Annotated in this window: 24 protein-coding genes; 14 read left to right on the forward strand and 10 right to left on the reverse strand. The window is 63.9% G+C overall.

What is annotated here, in order from left to right:
* Positions 1-35 precede the first annotated feature (35 nt).
* Genes ACRARG_RS10160 through ACRARG_RS10170 form a run of 3 tightly spaced genes read left to right on the forward strand, consistent with a single transcriptional unit; the run spans position 36 to position 2,180 of the window.
* The gene (locus ACRARG_RS10160) at positions 36-701 is read left to right on the forward strand and encodes a histidine phosphatase family protein (protein WP_432689894.1); all 666 of its coding nucleotides are present in this window, start codon (positions 36-38) and stop codon (positions 699-701) included.
* Positions 702-710: 9 nt separating this feature from the next.
* Positions 711-1,745 carry a phosphotransferase gene (locus ACRARG_RS10165; RefSeq protein WP_432689895.1) on the forward strand — a complete coding sequence of 345 codons (1,035 nt, stop codon included), beginning with the start codon at positions 711-713 and terminating at the stop codon, positions 1,743-1,745.
* 6 nt (positions 1,746-1,751) lie between these two features.
* A complete protein-coding gene (locus ACRARG_RS10170; protein WP_432689896.1) occupies positions 1,752-2,180 on the forward strand; it encodes a PaaI family thioesterase in 429 nt (142 codons plus the stop codon).
* Positions 2,181-2,325: 145 nt separating this feature from the next.
* On the opposite strand, the gene pnp is transcribed toward ACRARG_RS10170, so the two are convergent.
* Positions 2,326-4,464: a polyribonucleotide nucleotidyltransferase gene (gene pnp / locus ACRARG_RS10175; RefSeq protein WP_432689897.1), complete on the reverse strand. Its 2,139-nt coding sequence runs from the start codon at positions 4,462-4,464 to the stop codon at positions 2,326-2,328.
* 177 nt (positions 4,465-4,641) lie between these two features.
* Positions 4,642-5,091 carry a MarR family winged helix-turn-helix transcriptional regulator gene (locus ACRARG_RS10180; protein ID WP_432689898.1) on the reverse strand — a complete coding sequence of 150 codons (450 nt, stop codon included), beginning with the start codon at positions 5,089-5,091 and terminating at the stop codon, positions 4,642-4,644.
* A 96-nt stretch (positions 5,092-5,187) separates the two neighbouring features.
* Here ACRARG_RS10180 and ACRARG_RS10185 point away from each other — a divergent pair, with 96 nt between their 5' ends.
* Entirely contained in the window at positions 5,188-5,859 is a 672-nt protein-coding gene (locus ACRARG_RS10185) for a glutathione S-transferase family protein (protein WP_432689899.1), read from the forward strand.
* Positions 5,860-5,934: 75 nt separating this feature from the next.
* Here ACRARG_RS10185 and rpsO read toward each other — a convergent pair whose 3' ends face one another.
* The 6 genes from rpsO to rbfA all read right to left on the reverse strand — a co-directional run bounded on the left by rpsO (position 5,935) and on the right by rbfA (position 10,130).
* Positions 5,935-6,204, reverse strand: coding sequence for a 30S ribosomal protein S15 (rpsO, locus tag ACRARG_RS10190; RefSeq protein ID WP_432689900.1), 270 nt, complete (start codon positions 6,202-6,204; stop codon positions 5,935-5,937).
* Positions 6,205-6,367: 163 nt separating this feature from the next.
* Positions 6,368-7,372: a calcium-binding protein gene (locus tag ACRARG_RS10195; protein ID WP_432689901.1), complete on the reverse strand. Its 1,005-nt coding sequence runs from the start codon at positions 7,370-7,372 to the stop codon at positions 6,368-6,370.
* 109 nt (positions 7,373-7,481) lie between these two features.
* Complete coding sequence (locus ACRARG_RS10200; RefSeq protein ID WP_432689902.1) at positions 7,482-8,018, reverse strand: DUF1643 domain-containing protein; 537 nt, start codon at positions 8,016-8,018, stop codon at positions 7,482-7,484.
* Positions 8,015-8,920, reverse strand: coding sequence for a tRNA pseudouridine(55) synthase TruB (gene truB, locus ACRARG_RS10205; RefSeq protein ID WP_432689903.1), 906 nt, complete (start codon positions 8,918-8,920; stop codon positions 8,015-8,017). Before truB ends, ACRARG_RS10200 begins: the two co-directional genes overlap by 4 nt.
* 49 nt (positions 8,921-8,969) lie before the next feature.
* Positions 8,970-9,728 carry a phosphodiester glycosidase family protein gene (locus ACRARG_RS10210; RefSeq protein ID WP_432689904.1) on the reverse strand — a complete coding sequence of 253 codons (759 nt, stop codon included), beginning with the start codon at positions 9,726-9,728 and terminating at the stop codon, positions 8,970-8,972.
* A gap of 6 nt (positions 9,729-9,734) precedes the next feature.
* Entirely contained in the window at positions 9,735-10,130 is a 396-nt protein-coding gene (rbfA, locus tag ACRARG_RS10215; RefSeq protein WP_432689905.1) for a 30S ribosome-binding factor RbfA, read from the reverse strand.
* A 93-nt stretch (positions 10,131-10,223) separates the two neighbouring features.
* Here rbfA and dapB point away from each other — a divergent pair, with 93 nt between their 5' ends.
* Positions 10,224-11,039, forward strand: a complete 816-nt coding sequence (gene dapB, locus ACRARG_RS10220) for a 4-hydroxy-tetrahydrodipicolinate reductase (RefSeq protein ID WP_432689906.1) — start codon at positions 10,224-10,226, stop codon at positions 11,037-11,039.
* A gap of 15 nt (positions 11,040-11,054) precedes the next feature.
* On the opposite strand, the gene ACRARG_RS10225 is transcribed toward dapB, so the two are convergent.
* Complete coding sequence (locus tag ACRARG_RS10225; protein ID WP_432689907.1) at positions 11,055-11,234, reverse strand: DUF1674 domain-containing protein; 180 nt, start codon at positions 11,232-11,234, stop codon at positions 11,055-11,057.
* Positions 11,235-11,298: 64 nt separating this feature from the next.
* Here ACRARG_RS10225 and ACRARG_RS10230 point away from each other — a divergent pair, with 64 nt between their 5' ends.
* The 7 genes from ACRARG_RS10230 (at position 11,299) to ACRARG_RS10260 (ending at position 20,116) form a co-directional block, all read left to right on the forward strand.
* Complete coding sequence (locus ACRARG_RS10230) at positions 11,299-12,663, forward strand: RsmB/NOP family class I SAM-dependent RNA methyltransferase (RefSeq protein ID WP_432689908.1); 1,365 nt, start codon at positions 11,299-11,301, stop codon at positions 12,661-12,663.
* An 89-nt stretch (positions 12,664-12,752) separates the two neighbouring features.
* The gene (locus tag ACRARG_RS10235) at positions 12,753-14,492 is read left to right on the forward strand and encodes a heparinase II/III family protein (protein ID WP_432689909.1); all 1,740 of its coding nucleotides are present in this window, start codon (positions 12,753-12,755) and stop codon (positions 14,490-14,492) included.
* A 23-nt stretch (positions 14,493-14,515) separates the two neighbouring features.
* Positions 14,516-16,105, forward strand: a complete 1,590-nt coding sequence (gene purH / locus ACRARG_RS10240) for a bifunctional phosphoribosylaminoimidazolecarboxamide formyltransferase/IMP cyclohydrolase (RefSeq protein ID WP_432689910.1) — start codon at positions 14,516-14,518, stop codon at positions 16,103-16,105.
* Between the two features lie 12 nt (positions 16,106-16,117).
* On the forward strand, positions 16,118-16,585 hold the full coding sequence (gene lspA / locus ACRARG_RS10245) for a signal peptidase II (protein ID WP_432689911.1): 468 nt from the start codon (positions 16,118-16,120) through the stop codon (positions 16,583-16,585).
* A 52-nt stretch (positions 16,586-16,637) separates the two neighbouring features.
* Entirely contained in the window at positions 16,638-17,171 is a 534-nt protein-coding gene (locus ACRARG_RS10250; RefSeq protein WP_432689912.1) for a DUF3035 domain-containing protein, read from the forward strand.
* A gap of 225 nt (positions 17,172-17,396) precedes the next feature.
* Positions 17,397-18,800, forward strand: a complete 1,404-nt coding sequence (locus ACRARG_RS10255; RefSeq protein WP_432689913.1) for a M16 family metallopeptidase — start codon at positions 17,397-17,399, stop codon at positions 18,798-18,800.
* Entirely contained in the window at positions 18,800-20,116 is a 1,317-nt protein-coding gene (locus ACRARG_RS10260) for a M16 family metallopeptidase (RefSeq protein ID WP_432691351.1), read from the forward strand. Before ACRARG_RS10255 ends, ACRARG_RS10260 begins: the two co-directional genes overlap by 1 nt.
* A 17-nt stretch (positions 20,117-20,133) precedes the next feature.
* Here the strand turns inward: ACRARG_RS10260 and ACRARG_RS10265 are convergent, their stop codons facing one another.
* Entirely contained in the window at positions 20,134-21,117 is a 984-nt protein-coding gene (locus ACRARG_RS10265) for an asparaginase (protein ID WP_432689914.1), read from the reverse strand.
* 164 nt (positions 21,118-21,281) lie between these two features.
* Here ACRARG_RS10265 and ACRARG_RS10270 point away from each other — a divergent pair, with 164 nt between their 5' ends.
* Both ACRARG_RS10270 and ACRARG_RS10275 read left to right on the forward strand, forming a co-directional pair.
* Positions 21,282-21,815 (forward strand): invasion associated locus B family protein, encoded by a 534-nt coding sequence (locus ACRARG_RS10270; RefSeq protein WP_432689915.1) that lies wholly within the window; start codon positions 21,282-21,284, stop codon positions 21,813-21,815.
* Between the two features lie 78 nt (positions 21,816-21,893).
* Positions 21,894-22,283, forward strand: a complete 390-nt coding sequence (locus ACRARG_RS10275; protein ID WP_432689916.1) for a DUF1304 family protein — start codon at positions 21,894-21,896, stop codon at positions 22,281-22,283.
* Positions 22,284-22,371: the final 88 nt, after the last annotated feature.

Here is a 22,371-nt window from a genome sequence, read left to right on the forward strand (position 1 = left end):
TCAAGATGGGCGGGGGCCAAAACATACGGACCCGAATGCCAACCCTCTATCTCATCCGCCACGGCCAGGCCTCTTTCGGGGCCGACGATTACGACAAGCTCTCCGCCATCGGGCATGAGCAGTCCGAAGTGCTTGGCCAGTGGTTTGCCGCAGAAGGCATCACACCGGACCTCGTCGCCCACGGCACGCTGCGCCGCCAGAAGGAAACCCTCGCCGGTATCCTCAGGGGCATGGGCCTTGAGATGCAGCCGGAGGAACTTCCCGGTCTCAACGAATATGACTTCGGCAACCTGCTGAAGGCGAAATATGCCGCCGGTGGGGAACCCGAGGGCATGATGACCGATCACAAAAGCCACTTCCGCACCCTGCGCACCACCGTCGCCGAATGGCAGCGGGACGAAATCCCGAACCCGCCGGAGATGTGGGCCGAGTTCACTGGCCGCGTCGACGCAGCCGTGACCGCGCTGATGCGCGAGGGGGTCGAGACGGTCTTTGCCGTCTCCTCCGGCGGTGCCATCGCGCAGGCCGTCTCCGCCCTGCTGGAAACCCCCGGCGTGCACCAGACCAAGATGCAGCTGCAGATGAAGAACACCGCCGTCACGCGGTTCATCTACACGCCGCGCTCGATCTATTTCCACGCGTTCAACGAAACCCCGCATATCACGGCCGCCAACAGCGACCGCCTGCTGACCTACGCATAAGAGGACGCCATGACCAAACAGGACCCGACCAAACTGGACGTGCCCGCCGTCGAAAAATGGCTGACCGAGAACCTGCCGGGATTCGAAGGCCCGATCCGCGAAGAGAAGTTCAACGTCGGCCAGTCCAACCCGACCTTCCGTCTGATGACGCCCAAACATAACTACGTGCTGCGCCGCAAGCCGCCCGGCGTCCTGCTGAAATCGGCCCATGCCGTGGACCGCGAATTCCGTGTGCAGAAGGCGCTGTGGGAGACGGACGTGCCCGTCACCAAGGTCCATGTCCTTTGCGAGGATGACGATGTGATCGGGTCCATGTTCTACGTCATGGACGAGGTCGAGGGCCGGCATTTCAACATCCCCTCCCTGCCTGAACTGCCAAAGGAAGACCGCTGGGCCGTCCACGACGAAATGTCCCGCGTTCTGGCCGCCATCCACGGCGTCGATCTTGAGGCAACGGGCCTGTCGGATTACGGCCCCACCGGCAATTACTATGAACGCCAGATCGGACGCTGGACCAAGCAATACCGCGCGTCGGAAACGGACACGATCCCGGCCATGGACGAGCTCATCGACTGGCTCGCGGCCAACATCCCCGCTGATGACGGCCTGCGTACGCTGGCGCATGGCGACTACAGGATCGACAATATGCTGTTTGAAAAGGACGCGCCCCGTGTCGCCGCCGTGCTGGACTGGGAACTGTCGACCACCGGCCATCCCTATGCCGACGTCGCCGCCGTCATCATGCAGTGGTCTCGCCCCACGGGCGTGAACAACCGCGGGCTCGCCGGCATCGACCGCAAGGCCGAGGGGCTGATGACAGATGAGGAATTCATCGAGAGCTACTGCCGTCGCGCCGGAATTCCCGGCATCGACCGCTTCGGCTTCTACCTCGCCTTCACCTTCTTCCGCATGGCGGGCATCATTCAGGGCGTCTACAAACGCGCGCTGGACGGCAATGCCTCCAACCCGGAGCGGGCCAAGCAGATGGGCGCCTCTGTCGCCGGATTTGCCCAGTCCGGGCTCGACGCCGCCAAATCCGTCTGAGGGATCATGACCGACCAGAACATTGACCCCGCCCCGATCGACCCCGCTCTTGTCGAGGCACCCTACCCGCTGCAGCAGCACCTGGGTTTCGCGATCACCGAATGGCGCAAGGACTACGCCCGGTTTGACCTGCCGATGGCACCCTTCCTGATGAACCGCTACGGCATCCCGCATGGCGGCGTCCATGCCGTCATGGCCGATACGGTCATGGGCTTCTGCGGTTGCTACACCGGCGATCCGGAGGTCAAGGAACTGGCGATGACGCTGAACCTCTCGGTCAATTACGTAGGGCCCCTGAAGGGCGAGACCATGATCGCCGAGGGCCGCGTAACCGGCGGCGGCGCCAAGACCTTCTTTGCCGAGGCCACGATCCGCGACGAAGAGGGCAACGTCGCCGCCCGCGCCACAGGCGTGTTCCGACGCCGGGGGAAATAGAGATCACCATCCCGCACCGAACCATCATCCTCTTCGTTTGAGATAGCATTTCGTTATCTCAAGCTGACGCCCCTTCGTATCACCGTCAAAGAAAAAGGCCCCGGCATCACTGCCGGGGCCTTCGCATTTCAGCCTGTGGCGGGGATCACTCCTCCGCTTCGGCCTCTTCCTTGGTCATCTCTTCGCCGGTCTCCTGGTTGACCATCTTCATGGCCAGCCGGACCTTGCCGCGGTCGTCAAAGCCCAGAAGCTTGACGTAGACTTCCTGACCTTCCTTCAGCACATCCGAGGGATGGTTCAGGCGGCGGTTCTCGATCTGAGACACGTGCACCAGACCGTCGCGCTTGCCGAAGAAGTTCACGAAGGCGCCGAAATCGACGATCTTCACGACCTTGCCCTTGTAGACCTGGCCCTCTTCCGGCTCTGCCACGATCGAATGGATCATGTCATAGGCCTTCTGGATGGCCTCACCATTGGCGGAGGCAATCTTGATGATGCCCTCGTCGTTGATGTCGACCTTGGCGCCCGAAACCTCGACAATCTCGCGGATGACCTTGCCGCCGGACCCGATCACTTCACGGATCTTGTCGGTCGGGATCTGCATCGTCTCGATGCGCGGCGCATGGGCGGAGAATTCGCCAACGCCGGACTGCGCCTTGTTCATCTCTCCCAGAATGTGCAGACGGCCTTCTTTCGCCTGAGCGAGAGCCTTTGCCATGATTTCCGGCGTGATGCCGGCAACCTTGATGTCCATCTGCAGAGAGGTGATCCCCTCTTCGGTCCCGGCCACTTTGAAGTCCATGTCGCCGAGGTGATCCTCGTCGCCCAGGATGTCGGTCAGAACGGCGTAGGAGCCGTCGTCTTCTAGCACCAGACCCATGGCCACACCGGCCACGGCTGCCTTCAGCGGAACGCCCGCGTCCATCATGGACAGCGACCCGCCACAGACGGAGGCCATGGAGGAGGAACCGTTCGATTCGGTGATCTCCGACACGACGCGGATCGTGTAGGGGAAGTCGGTCGCGGCGGGCAGAACGGCCTGAAGCGCGCGCCATGCCAGTTTGCCGTGGCCGATCTCACGACGACCCGGCGAACCAACGCGGCCAACTTCGCCAACCGAATACGGCGGGAAGTTGTAGTGCAGCAGGAAGTTGGAGCGGAAGTTGCCGTGCAGCGCGTCGATGATCTGCTCATCGTCGCCAGTGCCGAGCGTCGTCACGACCAGACCCTGCGTCTCACCACGGGTGAAGAGCGCGGAGCCATGAGTACGCGGCAGCAGGCCGGTTTCAACCTCGATCGCGCGGACCTGATCCAGCGCACGGCCGTCAATCCGCTTGCCTTCCTTCACGACGGTGCCGCGCAGGACAGACGATTCCAGCTTTTTCAGCGCAGAACCGAGGTTCGCATCTTCCAGCTGCTCTTCGGTCAGACCAGACTTGATCGCGTCTTTCGCGGCAGCAACAGCAGCAACCCGCTCCTGCTTGTCGGTGATCGCATAGGCGGCCTTCATCTTCTCTTCGCCAGCAGCCTTAACCACATCATACAGCGCGGAGTAATCCGGCGGTGTGAAGTCGAACGGCTCTTTCGCGGCGGCTTCGGCCAGCGAAATGATCAGGTCGATCACTGGCTGGATCTGCTCATGCGCGAAGGTCACGGCGCCCAGCATCTCGTCCTCGGTCAGCTCATAGGCTTCCGATTCCACCATCATGACGGCGTCCTTGGTGCCGGCCACAACCAGGTCGAGCCGCTGCTCGGGGTTGTTGCGCAGGCCCTGCATGTCGTCCACGCTCGGGTTCAGCACGTATTCGCCATCGACAAAGCCGACGCGGGCACCGGCGATCGGACCCATGAAGGGCGCGCCGGAGATGGTCAGCGCGGCGGAGGCGGCGATCATCGCCACCACATCAGGGTCATTGACCAGATCGTGCGACAGCACGGTGCACATCACCAGAACTTCGTTCTTGAAGCCCGGCACGAACAGCGGGCGGATCGGACGGTCGATCAGGCGCGCGGTCAGCGTTTCCTTCTCCGTCGGACGCGCTTCGCGCTTGAAGAAGCCGCCGGGGACTTTACCGGCAGCATAGTATTTCTCCTGATAGTGAACCGTCAGCGGGAAGAAATCCTGACCCGGCTTCGGTTCCTTGGCAAAGGTCACGTTCGCCATCACGCTGGTTTCCCCCAGCGTCGCGATCACGGTACCATCTGCCTGACGGGCAACCTTGCCCGTTTCCAGAGTGAGGGTTTCATCGCCCCACTCCATCGTCTTTTTCGTCACATTGAACATATATCGTATCCTGTGGGGAGCCCTCGCGGCCCCTGCCGCGTCTCCCGTTTAAGTGGCGGCCCCATTGCCGCCGCCCCCCAATCCTTCTGCACAACGCCGGGGGCCGGAGCGTTACGTCTCAGATGCGCGGGCTGTACAGGAAACAGGCCACGATTGCAAAGAAGAAAGGCTGTGATCTCACCGCTCGGCGAGCTGACGCAGAATCTCGGTCAAATGGACCATATCGCCCTCTTCCACCTGCAATTCGATCATCTGCGAGAGCGCGTCCCCGTAGACCTGCCACATTCGCGACCGCATTTCATGCCCCGCCTCGGTCAGGCGAACGACATGGCCGCGACCATCTTCGGATACGGGAAGCTTTTCAACCAGACCTTCCCGGTAGAGACGGTCCAGCAAGCGTGACAGGCCATACTGCGGCAAAAGCAGACGCCCACGCAGATCCATAGGCCGGATACCAGCATCTCCACATTTCTCGACCTCCCAGAGGACGTCATACCAGGCAAGTGGCGGAAGTCCGGCGTTTTTCAACTCTGTTCCGATCCGGCCGGTCAGCGACTGGCCCGTCACCAAAAGGGCTTTCCACAGTGCAATCGTCGTCGAAGAAGGAGATGTAGTCTGTGTAATCATGCACAGCGGCTATCAGGTAGATGCAGATGCATCAAGATATCCAAACGCCGCGACACTGCCTATAAAGATGCAATTGCATCTACAAGGACACCCCCAATGCCCCTTCATCTCATGAGCCATGTCTTGTGCCCTTACGTCCAGCGCGCGGTCATTTCCCTTACTGAAAAGAACGTGGCGTTCGAACGCACCTATATTGATCTCTCCGCGAAACCGGATTGGTTTCTGAAACTCTCTCCGCTGGGCAAAACGCCGGTGTTGGTCGTCGACGCGCAGCCCGTCTTCGAATCCGCCGTCATCTTGGAATATCTGGAAGAAACGCAACCGACCCCATTGCATCCCCGCGATCCGCTGATGCGCGCCCAGCATCGCTCGTGGATCGAATTCGGCTCATCGCTATTGAACGATATCGCCGGACTGTATAATGCCGCCGACCGTGCTGCATTCGAAAACAAGAGCGCCGTCATTCAGAAAAAATTCCAGCGTCTGGAAGAGGTTGTGGGTGAAGGCCCGTATTTTTCGGGCGAAGGCTTCTGCCTGGTGGATGCCGCGTATGGGCCTGTCTTCCGGTATTTCGACACCTTCGACTTGATGACTGACACACCAATTCTGATGGGCCTGCCCCGAGTTGCGGCATGGCGGGCGGCACTCGCCAAAAGGCCCTCTGTCCGGATGGCCGTATCGCCGGACTATCCAAGATTTCTGGAGGATTTTATCGCCCGGCGCGGCTCTTACCTGTCACGCATTCAGGCCGGAATCGCAGGACCCTGAACCAAACAAAACGCCCGCTCCAGACCGGAGCGGGCGTCTAAAACCGTAACCTTGGGGTTCACCCCAATGGCAACCTTAGCGACGGATGCCCAGACGCTTGATCAGGTCCTGGTACCGGGGCTCATCTTTGCCTTTGAGATAGTCCAGCAGCTTCCGACGCTGCGCAACCATCTTCAGAAGGCCGCGACGGCCATGGTTGTCTTTGGTGTGTTCTTTGAAGTGCTCGGTCAGAGTCGAGATGCGCGACGTCAGGATGGCAACCTGGACTTCGGGCGAACCGGTGTCGCCGTCTTTGGTTGCGTATTCCTTCATCAGGCGCTGTTTTTCTTCAACAGTAATCGACATCGGTCTCTCCTTGGTCAAAGGGTGGCGGGCGCAAGCCGGGATGTCGTCCAGCAAGGTCCAGAAATAGTCGCCGACGGCGCAGCCGGGACGATCCCGGGCGTATAGGGCAAAGCAGAGGCAAAGAAAAGCCCTTTGAACAAGCGTCGCAAGGCCGGACGCCAGGTCAGACGGGCGGGCCAAAACTGCCGGCCGCCGCCTGTTCCGGCATGACCGCGATATCCGACATGGCAATCGGTGTCCCGGCGGGCAGGGTCGCCACCACAACATCATTCAGCGCGATACGCACGGCATCCGTTTCGCGGCTGATTGTAACCTCTGGCGTGCCGGTTTCTGCATCATCATAGACCAGGATCAACTGATCCTCGCCCTGAATGAAATCGGTGACATCCGCGGCGCTGTCGCCTGACCCGATCCAGCTCCCCAGCACAACCGTGTCTGCACCGTCACCCAGTGTCAGAACATCGGAGGAATCACCAAACAGGGTGTCTGATCCGGCCCCGCCGTTCAGATAATCGCGCCCGTCAGGTTGTACCGCATCGTCGCCTGACGCAGGGGCGACATCCGACGTTGCGAACCGTGCCTGGAACCCGCTGACCCAATCGTCCCCGGAGGACCCGAACAGCGTATCTTCGCCCGATCCGCCCTCCAGCCGGTCATCGTCCAGACCCCCATGCAGCGCGTCGTCGCCGGAGCCACCTTGCAGATAATCGGCCCCGGCCCCGCCATGCATCACATCCTGACCCAGACCACCGGACAGCAGATCCTGCCCCATATGTCCAAAGAGGGAATCGTCACCCGATCCGCCGTAAACGGCATCATCGCCGCTGTCGGCGTCGATCCTGTCCTCTCCGGCCGCACCGGACAGCAGGTCTGCACCCGATCCGCCGTGAATCCAGTCGTCGCCCGCACCACCGGAAAGGGTATCCGCACCGGCACGCCCGCCGATCTGATCCGGCCCATCTGTCCCGGTAAGCAGATCATCCCCCGATGCACCGGAGTCGATCACACCGGCATCCCCGGTTACAAGATCAAGGAGATTGCCCGTAGAGCCGGATCCGGTCCCGGTTGGTTCCGGCGCCTCATCCTCATCGTCCGACGGCAGCGTCAGGCCAACGAATGCCGACGCACCGACGAGAACCACACCCATGAGGCTTGCCAGAAACAACATGTGGACCCCCGCATCTTTCGTTCGTGATACGTTCCCACACCCCATGCGTCAAACACTGTCGACCAACATGGTTAACCACTGATTTAAAAAGAAATTATCGAAAAGCGGATCAATCCGCCCCGGTCAGAGCGCCATCCGACGCCCAGGCCACCGGCCGAACGCCATAGCCGATGTAGAGCGGATGTCGCGGGTGGCCGTCCCGGCTCAGGCCAAGATGGAAGAGGGGCTTGCCACTCTGCCGCAAAAGCGCCGCCACCTCGGCGCCCCGTCCCCGATGTGCACCATGCACACCCCATGCGGCAATCACCCGATCGGCCCAGTCCGCGGCCCGCAGAAGATAGGCATCGCCGTCCGGGCCAACGGGATCCGCGGCCTGCATCAGCACTTTCGGATCCGTCGCGCGAAAGGCAAAGATATTGACCACCCGGAACCCGCCATATCCCAAGGCACGGGCGCGCCGTTCACACCTGGCCACGGTCGGGTCATTCCGGGTCTCGCTGGCGGTCGACGGGTTCAGCATGACATAGCACAGCCGCGGCCCTTCCGGCGCCCAGACCCGCGCAAGGTCGTAGCGGTAGGTGTCACAGTCCGAATAAACCGCCCGGGACTCAGTCCCGTCCTGAAGGTGGCGCCGTTCCTGCGTCACAGGTTGAAGACCCGGCTCGGATGCAATTCGCCCGAACGATAGACCCCGACGGCAACGGCCCGCCCCCGGAACGAGGCCCAGCATTCCTCGCCGTAGTCGATGTCAGAGGCGATCACCATTCCCGGGTTCCCGTTGCGCAGCTTAGCGGCGCCTTCTTCGGTCGCCGTCACTTCCGGCAGACAGTCCAGCGCGACCTCGACCGGGATCAGCAGATCGTCGATCTCGGCGCTGCGGGCCAGCGCCTCGATCTGATCCAGTGTCGCGCCCTCGGAGGCCTCAAAGGGACCGGACCAGATGCGCCGCAGGTGCTTTACATGGCCGTAACAGCCAAGCGTCCGCCCAAGGTCACGCGCAATCGACCGCACATAGCCGCCCTTGCCACAGACCAGTTCTAGATCGACATGATCGGCATCGGGGCGGTCATGCAGGATCAGGCTCTCGACCCAGAGCGGCCGCGCCGCCAATTGCATATCCTCGCCGTCGCGGGCGCGCTTGTAGGCCCGCTCACCGTCGATCTTCACGGCCGAGAACTGGGGCGGAACCTGCTGGATTTCCCCTACAAACCCGGACAGAGCAGACCTGATATCGTCATCGGTCGGACGCTGGTCGCTCTGCGCCACCACCTCACCCTCGGCATCGTCGGTATTGGTCGCCTGCCCCAGCCGCACCCGAAAGACATAGGCCTTCAGCGCATCGGTCACATAGGGCACGGTTTTTGTCGCCTCGCCCAGGGCAATGGCCAGAACGCCGGTTGCCTCGGGGTCCAGCGTTCCCGCATGCCCCGCCTTTTTCGCGTTGAACGCCCATTTGATCTTGTTGACCACCGCGCTCGACGTCGGGCCGGCGGGTTTGTCCACCACCAGCCAGCCGGAAATATCGCGCCCCTTGCGTGTACGTGCCATCTTCTTTTCCCTGAGATCGCCGCGCGGGTACCCGGTCAGGCCCTGCCCGTCAACCGCCGGTCCCTTCCGGTGCCGGCTCCACGACACCGACGATCGGCCCCATACGGCGCCCGAAATCGTTGCGTCCCAGCGACGGCGCGTAGAGCCGAGAGATATTGCCGTCGAAATACAGGGCCTGAGGCACCTTCAGCCCGTCCCGGAAGAACCTGCCGAATTCATGGAAGGTCACAAATGCGCCGGACATGACGAAATAGGCGGTCTTCCCGTCAGAAGAGGTGCCAACGCCATTGCGGACATAGCGCGACGTGCTGTCCTCAAGGAACCTCGGATGCAGCGCCCCGTCGATCACCAGCATAGGCCCCGACTGTGTCGCATTGGGGCAGGCCGTGCCGCGCTTTTCAAAGGCCAGCGTCTCGATCACCTCGGCATAGCCCGGCCCGAAACAGAATACGCCATTGGGCAGCAGGCCGAAATTTCCCGGCCCGGCGCTGGTGATCAGCCCCTGCGCCTCTGCCCCGCCTTCCCGGTAGAGCCCGACCGGAGAGCGGTCATCATGATACATGCCCGCGTTCATCCCGAAGGCCAGCCGCAGCCCTTCGCCGGCAAGCCGCGCATCCACCGCCTCGAACGTACCGTAGGGGGTTCCACCGGGATCGTTGAGAAACAGCCGCAGCTCTTCCTGCGTCGCATCAACCCGACAGACGGAATAGGTCTTGTCCGCAAACGTCTCGTCCCGGCACTCGACGGCCGACGCCCCGGACGCGGTGGCCAGTCCTAGACCGATCAAGGCGAGCAACCGACGGCGCATGAGCGGTCAGTTCTCGACGTCGCGGCGCACGTCATCCTGCCCGAACAGGCGCCGGGTCTCGTCCATCCGGTCAAACGTCTCGTCCAGACGGAAGCGCAGATCGGGCGTGTATTTCAGCCCCAGCTTCTTGCCGATCATCCGCCGCAGCTCATGCTTGTTGCGCGCCAGCAGCTCGACGACGACATCCTGCCCCTTGCCGGCCAGCGGCACGACATAGGCCGTGGCGATCTTAAGATCGGGCGAGGTGCGGACCTCTCCCACCGTGATCGACAGGCGGTTCAGCTCGGGGTCGTGGATATCGCCCCGCTGCAGGATTTCCGACAGCGCACGGCGGATCGTCTCACCGACGCGAAGCTGGCGCTGCGAGGGTCCGGCCCCGTCATGATGGATATTGCGGCTCATGCCTCGCAGATAAGCCGATCTGCGCCCTTTGCCAAGTCGCAGCCTTGCGGATATGCAGTGCCGGCACGTTCTCGACCTCCCGAAGGAGCCCAAATGACCGATCTGACCCGCATTGCCGTGACCGGCGCCTCCGGCCGCATGGGCCGCATGCTGATCGAAACCGTGGGCCAGAGCGACCGCGCGACCGTGACCGGCGCCATCGAACGGCCCGGGCATGACTGGGTCGGGCGCGATCTCGGCACCTGCCTTGGCGGGGCAGAGATGGGGGTGATCGTAACCGAAGAGCCTGTGGCGGCGATGAAAGAGGCCGACGCGGTGCTTGATTTCACAGCCCCCTCGGCCACCGTGGGCTTTGCGAAGGCGGCCGCCGCGACCGGCACCGCCCATATCATCGGCACCACCGGTTTCGCGCCGGAGGATCTGGCCGCCATCGCCGGATCGGCCAAGGACACCGTCATCGTCCGCGCCGGCAATATGTCGCTGGGCGTGAACCTGCTGACCATGCTGACCCGCAAGGTCGCCGCCGCCTTAGACGAGGATTTCGACATCGAGATCGTGGAGGCGCATCACCACCGCAAGGTCGACGCCCCCTCCGGCACGGCGCTGATGCTGGGGCAGGCCGCCGCCGACGGGCGCGGCGTCGATCTCGACAAGGTCTCGGACCGGGGCCGCGACGGCATCACCGGCGCCCGCAAGCGCGGCGATATCGGCTTTGTCGCGATCCGGGGCGGCGGCATCGTGGGCGAACATGATGTGATCTTCGCCTCCGAGTCGGAACGGATCGTGCTGCGTCACGTCGCCGAAGACCGCGCGGTCTTTGCCCGCGGCGCGCTCAAGGCCGCGCTCTGGGCGCAGGGGCGGGCGCCCGGCGAATATGATATGATGGATGTGCTGGGCCTGTCGGACTGACGCCAGCCGCGCAGATCAGAAATCGACCGCGATGCCCTTCTTTTCCCAGTCGCCATAGCGCACCGGTTCCGGCCCGTCGCGCCCGCCCAGTTCCGGTGGCAGCTCCTGCGTCGCGGCCTTGCGGCGCCTTTCCTCTGCCTCGGCAAGGGCGCGCTGCGCGGCGGCGGGCAGATCGGTACGGGCGTCTTCGGACATGGCTGGCTTCCTTCTTCTGCGGCCCATGTTATACCGCGCGCCTGATGCCCGGCAAGGAAGCCCCATGACGCGCCCGCCCCAAGATCGAAAATCCTTTCACAAGGGGCCGCGCCGGCCCGGCGGCAAACCCGCGCCGAAACGCGACGACCGGCCAAAGCCGCCACCGGACCCGCGCCGCGCCGCCCTGATCCTGCTGAACGGCGTGCTGGAAGACCACAAGCTGCTGCCAGAGATGATGGGCCCCAAGGGTCCGCTCGCACGGCTAGACGCGCCGGCCCGGGCGCGGGCGCAACGCCTGGCCACGGAAACGCTGCGCCACATGGGCGCACTGGATGCGATGATCGCGCAACATGTGGCCCATCTGCCGCCCCTGCCCGTCCTGAACGTCATGCGCATGGCCAGCTATGAGCTCTGCTCCGGTGAGGCCGCGCATGGCGTCGTGAACTCCGCCGTGAACCAGATTGCCGCCATGGCCCGTCACAACCGGGCCAAGGGCATGGCGAATGCGGTGCTGCGCAAGATCGCGGCAGCGCCCGTGCCACCCGACGCCCTGCCGCCCGACCGTCTGCCCGACTGGCTGCGCCCGGCTCTGGTTCAGGCCTGGGGCGAATCGGCCATCGCCGGGTGCGAGACCGCGCATGCCAAAGGCGCGCCGCTTGACCTGACCCCGCGCGACCCCGCATCCGCGGCAACACTTGCCGGGACGCTGGGCGCCACGCATCTGCCCAGCGGATCGGTGCGGGTCGCCGGCCCGGTGCAGGTTTCTGCTCTGCCCGGCTATGAACAGGGCGAATGGTGGGTGCAGGACGCCGCCGCCGCCATCCCTGCCCGCCTTCTCAACGTAAAACCGGGCGAGAAGGTGCTGGACCTCTGCGCGGCACCGGGTGGCAAAACGCTGCAACTGGCGACAGCGGGCGCCCGTGTGACCGCGCTCGACATCAGCGTGTCGCGCCTGCGCCGGGTCGAGGAAAACCTGGCCCGGACCGGCCTGACCGCCCGGCTCATCACCGGCGATGCGCTCGAATTCACCGAATCCGGCTGGGACGCCATCCTGATCGACGCGCCCTGTTCGGCCACCGGAACGATCCGCCGCCATCCCGATCTGCCGCAAGCCAAGGACGGCAGCGATTTCGCGGCCCTGTTCGATCTGCAGGCCTCGATCCTTGATCACGCGCTGACCCTGCTGAAGCCCGGCGGACGGCTGTGTTTCTGCACCTGTTCGCTTCTGCCGGACGAGGGCGAGGTACAGGTCGAAGAAGCACTTCTGCGGCACCCCGGCCTTGCGACCGACCGCGATGCGCTTGATCTGGCGGGAATCGACCCGTCCTGGGTCACAGAGGAAGGCGGCCTGCGCCTGCGTCCCGACTACTGGCCCGACCTGGGGGGCATGGACGGATTCTACTGCGCCGTTTTGCGCCGTACAGCCTGACCCGGCACAGCTTTTCTACGAATCGCGATGACCTTCGGGCGCCATCCCGGTAAGGTGCCCCGGAACGCCCAAGAGCGACAGCAGGCAGAATGACCGAGTTTATCCCCAGGACAGCGGACGGCCCCGGCCTGAGGGACCGTCTGACGGCGCGTCTGACGGCGCGCCGCAGGCTGCCGACCGGATTTGCCTTTCCGCCGGAGCCCCGGACAATTGGCAGCTTTGCGCGGGGGCGGCAGATGCTTGCCGGGAATTTCCTGCTCGCGGGGCACCTGATCGAAGGCGGGGGTGACGATATCTGGTCGCTGCCCGCGACCGACGCCGCCTTTGAGGCGGAACGGCACGGGTTTTCCTGGCTGGATGATCTGGCCGCCGTCGGTGACGCCAAGACACGGCTGCGGGCTCAGAACTGGGTGCTGGACTGGATCCGGCTTTACGGGCGCGGCGCCGGTCCCGGCTGGACCGCCCAGCTGACGGCCCGCCGCCTGACGCGCTGGATCAATCACGCACTCTTCTACCTGCGCGGCACCGATCGCGACACCCATCAGCTGGTGTACCGCTCGCTGGCCCACCAGACGCATTTCCTGTCGAAACGCTGGAAATCCGTCCCCGCCGGCCTGCCGCGCTTCGAAGCGCTTTGCGGGCTGATCTATGCGGGCCTGTCGCTGGAAGGGATGGAGCGGCACGTCCCCGCCGCCCGTGCCGCGCTGGAACGCGAATGCCGCGACCGGATCGATGATCAGGGCGGCATACCGACGCGGTCACCCGAAGACCTGCTGGAACTTTTTGTCCTGCTGACCGATGCGGAGGCCGCCATGGGTCACGGCACGGTCCCGGCCGGCGATCAGCATCTGTCAGCCATTGACCGCATCGCGCCGGCCCTGCGCAGCCTGCGCCATGCCGATGGCAACCTGGCCCGGTTTCACGGCGGCGGACGCGGTCAGGAAGGGCGGTTGGACCATGCCCTGGCGACATCAGGCATCCGCCACCGCCAGTCACAGGGCCTGTCGATGGGCTTCGCGCGGCTGTCTGCCGGGCGATCCTCTGTCATCATCGACGCGGCACCGCCGCCACGTGGCCCGGCATCGCGGTTCGCCCATGCCTCCACCCTTGCGTTCGAACTGACGTCAGGGCGGCGGCCCGTCATCGTCAACTGCGGGTCCGGCCGCTATTTCGGAACCGACTGGCAGCGCGCCGGGCGCGCCACGCCCAGCCATTCGACGCTGAGCATCAAGGGCATGTCCAGCGCGCGGCTTGGTCAGGACGGCACCGGAACCGAAGACATTTTTGTCGACGGCCCCAATCGCGTCCCCGTCCGGATCACCCAGGCGACCGACGGGCTGAGATTTCAGGGCGGTCATGACGGATACCTGCGCAATTACGGCCTGACACATGCCCGGACGCTGGAGCTGACCTTCGACGGCCGCGCTGTCGCCGGTGAGGATCTGCTGATCGCCATCGAAGACGATGCCAAAAAGAAATTCCACCGCGCCCTGACCGAATCCGGCATGTCCGGCATCAGCTATCAGGTCCGGTTTCACCTCCACCCGGAGGTCGAGGCACAGCTTGATATGGGCGGCACGGTTGTATCCCTTGCCCTGAAAAGCGGAGAGCTCTGGGTGTTCCGCCATGACGGTACGGCAGAATTGCGACTTGAACCTTCCGTCTATCTGGAGAAAAACCGCCTCAAACCGCGTGCGACCACCCAGATCGTTCTGTCTTCGCAGGCCCATGACTCCGCCAGCCGCATCCGCTGGTCGATCGCCAAGGCCCAGAATACGCCGATCTCCATTCGCGACCTGAACCGCGACGGGATGGCCGGCGCGACCTGAGACCATAAAGGACCATGACCCAGATGACCGACCTTGCCCCCCTGCGCCGCGCGCTGATCTCCGTCTCTGACAAGACCGGGCTTCTCGATCTCGCCAAGGCGCTGTCCGGGATGGGCGTGGAGCTGCTGTCGACCGGCGGCAGCGCCGGCATGCTGCGCGATGCGGGCCTGACGGTGACCGACGTGGCCGATGTCACCGGCTTTCCCGAGATGATGGACGGCCGCGTCAAGACCCTGCACCCCAAGGTCCACGGCGGGTTGCTGGCGCTGCGCGACAAGGACACCCATCTGGCCGCGATGGAAGAACACGAAATCGCCCCCATCGACCTGCTGATCGTCAACCTCTACCCGTTTGAGGAGACCGTCGCGAAAGGTGCCGATTACGACACCTGTATCGAGAATATCGATATCGGCGGCCCCGCCATGATCCGCGCCTCCGCCAAGAACCATGCCTTTGTCACCACAGTCGTGGATACCGAGGATTACAGCGCCCTGCTGGAGGAGCTGAAGGCCAACGGCGGTCAGACCACCCTTGCCTTCCGCCAGAAGATGGCCCAGATCGCATATGCCCGCACCGGCGCCTATGACGCGGCCGTGTCGACCTGGATGGCCGCCGCAATCGAAGAGCCGACCCCGCGCCGCCGCGTGTTCGCCGGGACGCTCGCCCAGACGCTGCGCTATGGCGAGAACCCGCATCAGACGGCGGCCTTCTACACCGACGGCTCGCCCCGCCCCGGTGTGTCGACCGCGAAACAGCATCAGGGCAAGGAACTGTCCTACAACAATATCAACGACACCGACGCGGCGTTCGAGCTCGTGTCGGAATTCCTGCCCGCCAACGGCCCGGCCTGCGCGATCATCAAACATGCCAACCCCTGCGGCGTGGCCCGGGGCGAGACCCTGCGCGACGCCTATCTGCGCGCCTTCGACTGCGACCGCACCTCTGCCTTTGGCGGCATCATCGCGCTGAATCAGCCGCTGGACGGCGACACGGCCGAAGAGATCGTGAAAATCTTCACCGAAGTCGTCATCGCGCCTGAGGCCGACGCGAAGGCCCGCGAAATCTTCGCCGCCAAGAAGAACCTCCGCTTGCTGACGACCGGCGGCCTCGCCGATCCGCTGATCGCCAATCTGACGGTGCGCCAGGTCTCCGGCGGGCTGCTGGTGCAGGACAAGGACAATGGCCATATCGACATGGACGACCTGAAGGTCGTTACCGCGCGCAAGCCGTCGGAAAAGGAGATGGCCGATATGCTCTTTGCCTGGAAGGTGGCCAAGCACGTGAAATCCAACGCCATCGTCTATGCCAAGGACGGCGCCACCGTGGGCATTGGCGCAGGCCAGATGAGCCGGGTCGACAGCTCCACCATCGCCGCGCTGAAGGCCAAGCGGATGGCGGGCGAGATCGGTCTGGACGAGACGCCTGCCAAGGGCTCCGTCGTGGCCTCCGACGCCTTCTTCCCCTTTGCCGACGGTTTGCTGGCGGCGGCGGAGGCAGGGGCGACTGCTGTTATCCAGCCCGGCGGGTCGATGCGCGACGATGAGGTCATCAAGGCCGCGGACGAGGCCGGCCTCGCCATGGTGCTGACCGGCATGCGCCATTTCCGGCACTGAGGCCCCGACCTGATGCGCACTGTCTTTCTGGCCGGGTTCTGGACCATCGTTGTCGACCAGCTGACCAAGGTTCTGGTTGTCCATGTGATGGGGCTGATCGAAAAGGGCACGATCGAAGTCCTGCCGCCCTTTGTGACCTTCCGCATGGCGTGGAACACAGGCATGAATTTTGGCCTGATCGCGCATCATTCGGATCTGACCCGCTACGCGCTGATCGCCCTGGCCTGCATCATATCCATCGGCGTTCTGTTCTGGGTCTGGAAAGAAAAACCGCGCCGGATCGGATTGATTGCGGCCGGCCTGCTTGTCGGCGGCGCTATCGGCAATGTGATCGACCGCCTGATCTACGGCGCCGTAGCCGACTTTCTCAATGTGACCTGCTGCGGCATCAGCAATCCCTACGCCTTTAACGTTGCGGATATCGCGATCTTCCTAGGTGCCGCCGCGCTGATCCTGCTGCCGGCAGAGAAAGCCGCGTGACGAAAGCCCCGCAATCGGTTAATCCTCTGGGCCAAGGAATACGGGAGTGATCATGACCGCACCGAACCGCATGGTTTTGCCGGCGCTGATGGCAGCGCTGATGGCCCTGTCCGCATGCGGCGGACAGGATGGCGAATATCCGCTCCATAATATCCGGCAAAGCTCCAACGGGCCCGATGAATTTACCATCGTGCCGAACCGCCCCCTGGAAATGCCGCTGTCGCTGACCGAGCTTCCGCCGCCGACGCCCGGCCAATCGAACCGGACCGATCTGACCCCCGAAGCCGACGCGGTCGCAGCGCTTGGCGGCAATCCGGCGGCAGAACTGTCGCGCGGTGTCGGCGCCGGAGACGGCGCACTGGTCACCGCAGCCGGCCGCCGCGGCGTGGATCCCAATATCCGCACCGTTCTGGCCGAAGAGGATGCGGACTTCCGCAAGCGTCAGTACCGGTTCCGGAGGCTGCAGGTGTTTGCCGCCGACAAATACTATCCGGCCTACAAGAAAGAGACGCTGGATTCGCAGGCGACCAAGCGGCTCTGGCGTCGCGCGGGCGCACCGACCCCGACCGCACCGCCGGAATACTGACAGGTGCGCCAGTTGCAGGCTTAGGTTGCGGACCCGGGCTGGGTCGGGCTTTGAGCGTGCCCCCTGAACCAAAGACGCTCACGTTCCGGTCAAACTCTTGTCAGCCGGATCGCTTCGCTGTTGCGCCAAAGGCGCGCCGGTCTATTGTCTGGAAACGCGCCGGCATCCCGGCAGGCCATGTCCTGTCCGGATCCGCTGATGTCGGGCCAAGATAAAGGATCGCGCATGACCTTCCTCCCGACGGCAAAACTTCTTTCCGTGGCGGTATTTCTCACGACAACGGCAGTTGCCGCGCAGGCCCAGGAAGACCGGGTCAGTACCTTCGCCCTCGACAATGGCATGCAGGTGGTCGTCGTCGAAGATCACCGCGCCCCGGTGGTTGTCCAGATGGTCTGGTACAAGGCCGGATCGGCGGATGAGACGCCCGGCGTCTCTGGTGTGGCGCATTTCCTTGAACATCTGCTCTTCAAAGGCACAGACTCCCTCGAAAGCGGAGAGCTGTCCCGCACGGTCGCCGAAAACGGCGGCACGGATAATGCCTTCACCAGCTATGACCACACCGCCTATTATCAGCGCGTGGCCGCAGACCGGCTTGGCCTGATGATGTCGATGGAAAGTGACCGGATGCGCAACCTGCGCCTGACCGAGGACGACATCAGGACCGAGCGCGAGGTCATCATCGAAGAACGCAACCAGCGGACCGAAAACTCCCCTCAGGCGCTCTTCCGCGAACAGACCAGCGCCGCGCAATACCTCAACCACCGCTATGGCGTGCCGGTGATCGGCTGGCGCCACGAGATGGAGCATCTGAGCCTCGACGATGCGATGGACTACTACACCACCTATTACGCCCCGAATAACGCTGTTCTGGTTGTGGCAGGTGATGTGACCCCGGACGGGGTAAAGGCGCTGGCCGAACAATATTACGGCCCCATCCCCGCCAACCCCGATCTTCCCGAACGCGCCCGCCCGCAGGAGCCGCCGCAGACCGCCGCCCGCCGCATGGCCTATGCCGATCCGCGCGTGGCCCAGCCCTATGTCAGCCGCAGCTATCTGGCCCCCGAACGCGATCCCGGCGATCAGGAACAGGCCGCAGCCCTGACCCTGCTGGCCGAGGTTCTGGGTGGCGGACAGACCAGCTATCTGAACGAAAAGCTCAGCTTCGACACCCAGACCGCGGTCTATACCTCTGCCTATTACGACGGGACCTCGCTGGATGACACGACCTTTGGCCTCGTCATTGTGCCCGCCGCCGGTGTGACGCTGGAGGAGGCGGAAAAAGCGCTCGACGACACCGTCGCCCGGTTCATCGAGGAGGGTGTCGATCCCGAACAGCTCGACCGGATCAAGATGCAGCTGCGCGCCTCTCAGGTCTATGCGCAGGACGATGTGGAACGCATCGCCCGTCGCTACGGCAGCGCCCTGACGCAGGGTCTGACCATCGAGGATGTGCAGCAATGGCCCGATATACTGCAGGCCGTCACGGGGGAGGAGATCATCGCCGCCGCCAAGTCCGTCTTTGACCCGCGCCGGTCCGTCACCGGCTATCTTGAGGCGCCCTCCAGCGGCCCCGAAGCCGATGCGACCCCCGAAATTCCTGCCCCCGCAGCCGAGGAGGTCAGCCAGTGATCACCCGTTTCTTTTCTGCCCTCCTTATCCTTGCAGCCACCTTTACGACTGCCGCCCGGGCGGAGGTCGATATCCAGGAGGTCAAGACCCCCGGCGGTCTGACGGCCTGGCTGGTGGAGGAGCATTCGATCCCCTTCACCGCGCTTGAGATCTGGTTCAAGGGCGGCGCCTCCCTCGACCGGCCCGGCAAGCGCGGCGCCATCAACCTGATGACCGCCACGCTGGAGGAAGGCGCGGGCGAGATGGATGCGCTCGGCTTCTCCCGCGCAAAGGAAAGCCTGGCTGCCTCTTTCGGCTATGACGTCAGCGCGGACACGCTGAGTGTGTCTGCGAAGTTCCTCAGCGAGAACCGCGACGAGGCGACGGAGCTGCTGCGACAGTCCCTGATCGAACCGCGGTTCGACCAGGACGCGCTGGACCGCGTGAAGGCACAGATCGTGTCGATCATCCGCTCGGACGAGAAGGACCCCAACGACATCGCCGGCAAGGAGTTCAACACGCAGGCCTTTGGCGAGCACCCCTATGCCAGCGATATGAACGGCACCGTCGACAGCGTCACCGCCCTGACCCGCGAGGATATCCTGAACGCCAAGGCGGATACGATGGCCCGCGACCGCATCTACATCGGTGCCGTCGGTGACATCACACCGGATGAACTGGCGGCCCTGCTCGACAAGCTGCTGGGCGATCTGCCCGAAACCGGCGCCCCCCTGCCCGGCGATGTCGATCTGGGGCTGACCGGCGGCGTGACTGTCGTACCCTTTGACACACCGCAATCCGTGGCGCTGTTCGGGCATGCCGGGGTCGAACGCCATGGCGACGACTTTTTCCCTGCCTACATCCTGAACACGATCCTTGGCGGCGGCTCTTTCGAAAGCAGGCTGATGAAGGAGGTCCGGGTGAAGCGCGGCCTGACCTATGGCGTCTATAGTTTCCTCGTCGACCGCGACCATGCGGATCTCTGGATGGGTCAGGTGCAATCCGCCAATAACCGCGTGGGCGAGGCGATCGAAGTCATCAAGGATGAATGGGCCGATATCGCCGCAAACGGCGTCACGCAGGAAGAGCTGGACGCGGCCAAGAAATACCTGACCGGCGCCTATCCCCTGCGGTTTGACGGCAACGGCCCGATTGCCAATATCATCACCGGCATGCAGATCACCGATATGCCCATCGACTATGCCGACACCCGCAATGACCAGGTGAACGCCGTGACGCTGGAACAGGTGAACGACGTTGCACGCCGCTATCTCAAGCCGGATGATCTGCGCTTTGTCGTGGTTGGCCAGCCGGAGGGGCTGACCAGCACCAACTGACGGCCAGGGCGCCGGGTTCAGGCGAAGGCCGCGCCCGGCGTCAGGATCCCGGCCTCGATGCCGCGACGGCTGTACTGGATTGCGTTCCAGTAGGTCCGCGCGACCGGGCTTTCGGCGTCCAGCACGCCCATCTTGATCAGCAGCGCAACGATGGCCAGTTCGGCCCCGCGCGTCGTGCCGTCGGAAACTTTCAGAGCAATGCCCAGGCCCTGCTCCGGCAGGATCGCGGTGAACACCGCCTCCGCCCCGGTCTTCACGACCACCCGGCCACCCATGGCGCGCATCAGCGCCGTGCAGGCCCGACCCTCGCCCGCGACCATCTCCGGGAATTTGCCCATGCTCGTGACGATCCGCGCCGCCGCCTGCGACCGCGCATCGCTCCGCTTGTGAGCGGAGGCGAAGTAGCCCATGCCCCGCGCCAGCCCCGCCAGTGTCACCGCAAAGTTCGGCGCCGAACATCCGTCGACGCCATAGCCCGCCGCATCCTCGCCGCAGACGTCCTCCATGGCCCCCTTCACGGCTTTTTGAACGGGGTGGTCGACCTCCACATATTCGGCCCCGCCACCCAGCCGCTGGTTCAGCATCAGGAATCCGGCATGCTTGCCGGAGCAGTTGTTATGCAGCTGGCAGGGATTTTCCCCGGCGCGGATCAGCCCGTCCCGCGCCTCCAGATCGGCAGGCTCCTGCGGACCGCAGCGCAGATCGCCCTCGTCCAGACCCATCGACGACAGCCAGTCGGTTACCGCATCTGTATGAATATGCGCCCCATTATGGGAAGCAGAGACCAGCGCCAGCTGCTTTTCCGTCAGCTCTGCCCCGCCCTCAACCAGCGGCAGAGCCTGGATCATCTTGCACGACGACCGCGGGAACATGATCAGATCGGGGTCGCCCCAGCTCTCCACGATCTCGCCCGCGCCGTTGCAGATGACCGCGTGGCCCATGTGCCGGCTTTCGAGGATCCCCCCGCGCCAGAGCTGCGCCAGTTCAACGGATGTCGACATTCACGGAATCCTTATGCAAAATTCAGCCGATCGCTCTTTCGTCAGTGGCGACTATAGGTCTATTGTAGCAAAGTCGAGGACAAGCTCAGCGGCATGATGCCGGGACCGGTAGCGGCACAGACTGGGCAAAGACAGAGGCAAGGACAGCTTGGAGGCTGGACAACATGAATTTCGGTAAAATGCTGTGCCTGACCGCGGCTTCCGTGATCGGAGCCGTCAGCGTAGGTGCCGCATCCGCGCAGCAGGTCAGTGAGAATATCGTTAGCGAACAGCAGGACTGGGCAGTCTACGAAGAGGCCGATCCCAAAGAATGCTGGGCCGTCGCCGCGCCCAAGGAAACGGTGAATACCAAGAACGGTCAGGTTGTGACCGTGACCCGGTCACAGATGTTGCTGATGACCTTCTTCCGCCCGACCGCGGGCGTGGATGCGCAGGTCACCTTCACCGGCGGCTACCCTTTTGCGCCGGGCTCCACCGTGACGCTGAACGTGGATGGCAAGAACTTCGACCTGATCACCCAGGGCGAATGGGCCTGGCCGGAGAACAAGACGCAGGATGCAAGCATCGTCGCGGCGATGAAGGCGGGAGCCTCTGCCGTTGTCACGGGCCGCTCGTCACGCGGCACCCAGACCAAGGACACCTTCTCCCTCTCCGGCTTTACCGCCGCGGTGACGGAGGCGGAGAGCCGCTGCAAGTGATGTGACAGGGCCCTCGACAGGGTTCTGCGAAATGGACATGCTCCTCCCGTGACTGTTGCAAGTTCGGGGGGAGTTTTCATGTCTGCTGCGGTTCTGATCCTGCTCTGGATCGTCATCCTGTTCCATGTTCTGGCCTTCGTGGGCGAGGCCTTTCTCTGGATGCAGCCCGCGCTGCACCGGGGCCTCATTGCCAAGGTGAACCCCGGCTCGCCGCTCGATCCGCTGACAGAGGCGACGGCGATGAAGAAGCTCATGATCAATCAGGGCGTCTACAACCTGATGATCGCCCTGGGCGGGCTGGTCGCGGTGTTTCTGGGCGGCGCGGAAGGCGGGCTGGTCCTCGCCATGTTCATCTTCGCCTTTGCGGCGGCTGCGGGCGTGACCCTGGCCGCAACCAGTACGGCCTATGCGGGCGCCGCGTTGCAGGCCCTGCCGGGGATCCTCGGCATCGTGCTGATGCTGAGCTGAGCACCCGTTCCTTCGGATCGGCCTGACGTCTGCGATAAGGGCAGAGCCGGACCGCTGGCGGACGCGAAGCGCCCGCCCATGGGGGCGG

Origin of the sequence: Pseudooceanicola profundi, assembly GCF_050897955.1 — a bacterium.
Classification (GTDB): Bacteria; Pseudomonadota; Alphaproteobacteria; order Rhodobacterales; family Rhodobacteraceae; genus Pseudooceanicola.

Excerpts from the sequence above, each read along its gene's own strand:
- ACRARG_RS10195 (WP_432689901.1), bottom strand. The coding sequence starts at position 7,372 with ATGTTGTTTCTGGCAAGCCTCATGGGTGTGGTTCTCGTCGGTGCGTCG.
- ACRARG_RS10185 (WP_432689899.1), top strand. The coding sequence starts at position 5,188 with ATGCCCCTTCATCTCATGAGCCATGTCTTGTGCCCTTACGTCCAGCGC.
- lspA (WP_432689911.1), top strand. The coding sequence starts at position 16,118 with ATGCGCACTGTCTTTCTGGCCGGGTTCTGGACCATCGTTGTCGACCAG.
- ACRARG_RS10165 (WP_432689895.1), top strand. The coding sequence starts at position 711 with ATGACCAAACAGGACCCGACCAAACTGGACGTGCCCGCCGTCGAAAAA.
- ACRARG_RS10170 (WP_432689896.1), top strand. The coding sequence starts at position 1,752 with ATGACCGACCAGAACATTGACCCCGCCCCGATCGACCCCGCTCTTGTC.
- ACRARG_RS10255 (WP_432689913.1), top strand. The coding sequence starts at position 17,397 with ATGACCTTCCTCCCGACGGCAAAACTTCTTTCCGTGGCGGTATTTCTC.
- ACRARG_RS10235 (WP_432689909.1), top strand. The coding sequence starts at position 12,753 with ATGACCGAGTTTATCCCCAGGACAGCGGACGGCCCCGGCCTGAGGGAC.
- ACRARG_RS10160 (WP_432689894.1), top strand. The coding sequence starts at position 36 with ATGCCAACCCTCTATCTCATCCGCCACGGCCAGGCCTCTTTCGGGGCC.
- rpsO (WP_432689900.1), bottom strand. The coding sequence starts at position 6,204 with ATGTCGATTACTGTTGAAGAAAAACAGCGCCTGATGAAGGAATACGCA.
- ACRARG_RS10270 (WP_432689915.1), top strand. The coding sequence starts at position 21,282 with ATGAATTTCGGTAAAATGCTGTGCCTGACCGCGGCTTCCGTGATCGGA.
- dapB (WP_432689906.1), top strand. The coding sequence starts at position 10,224 with ATGACCGATCTGACCCGCATTGCCGTGACCGGCGCCTCCGGCCGCATG.
- rbfA (WP_432689905.1), bottom strand. The coding sequence starts at position 10,130 with ATGAGCCGCAATATCCATCATGACGGGGCCGGACCCTCGCAGCGCCAG.
- ACRARG_RS10275 (WP_432689916.1), top strand. The coding sequence starts at position 21,894 with ATGTCTGCTGCGGTTCTGATCCTGCTCTGGATCGTCATCCTGTTCCAT.
- ACRARG_RS10230 (WP_432689908.1), top strand. The coding sequence starts at position 11,299 with ATGACGCGCCCGCCCCAAGATCGAAAATCCTTTCACAAGGGGCCGCGC.
- ACRARG_RS10265 (WP_432689914.1), bottom strand. The coding sequence starts at position 21,117 with ATGTCGACATCCGTTGAACTGGCGCAGCTCTGGCGCGGGGGGATCCTC.
- ACRARG_RS10225 (WP_432689907.1), bottom strand. The coding sequence starts at position 11,234 with ATGTCCGAAGACGCCCGTACCGATCTGCCCGCCGCCGCGCAGCGCGCC.
- purH (WP_432689910.1), top strand. The coding sequence starts at position 14,516 with ATGACCGACCTTGCCCCCCTGCGCCGCGCGCTGATCTCCGTCTCTGAC.
- ACRARG_RS10250 (WP_432689912.1), top strand. The coding sequence starts at position 16,638 with ATGACCGCACCGAACCGCATGGTTTTGCCGGCGCTGATGGCAGCGCTG.
- ACRARG_RS10180 (WP_432689898.1), bottom strand. The coding sequence starts at position 5,091 with ATGATTACACAGACTACATCTCCTTCTTCGACGACGATTGCACTGTGG.
- pnp (WP_432689897.1), bottom strand. The coding sequence starts at position 4,464 with ATGTTCAATGTGACGAAAAAGACGATGGAGTGGGGCGATGAAACCCTC.
- truB (WP_432689903.1), bottom strand. The coding sequence starts at position 8,920 with ATGGCACGTACACGCAAGGGGCGCGATATTTCCGGCTGGCTGGTGGTG.
- ACRARG_RS10210 (WP_432689904.1), bottom strand. The coding sequence starts at position 9,728 with ATGCGCCGTCGGTTGCTCGCCTTGATCGGTCTAGGACTGGCCACCGCG.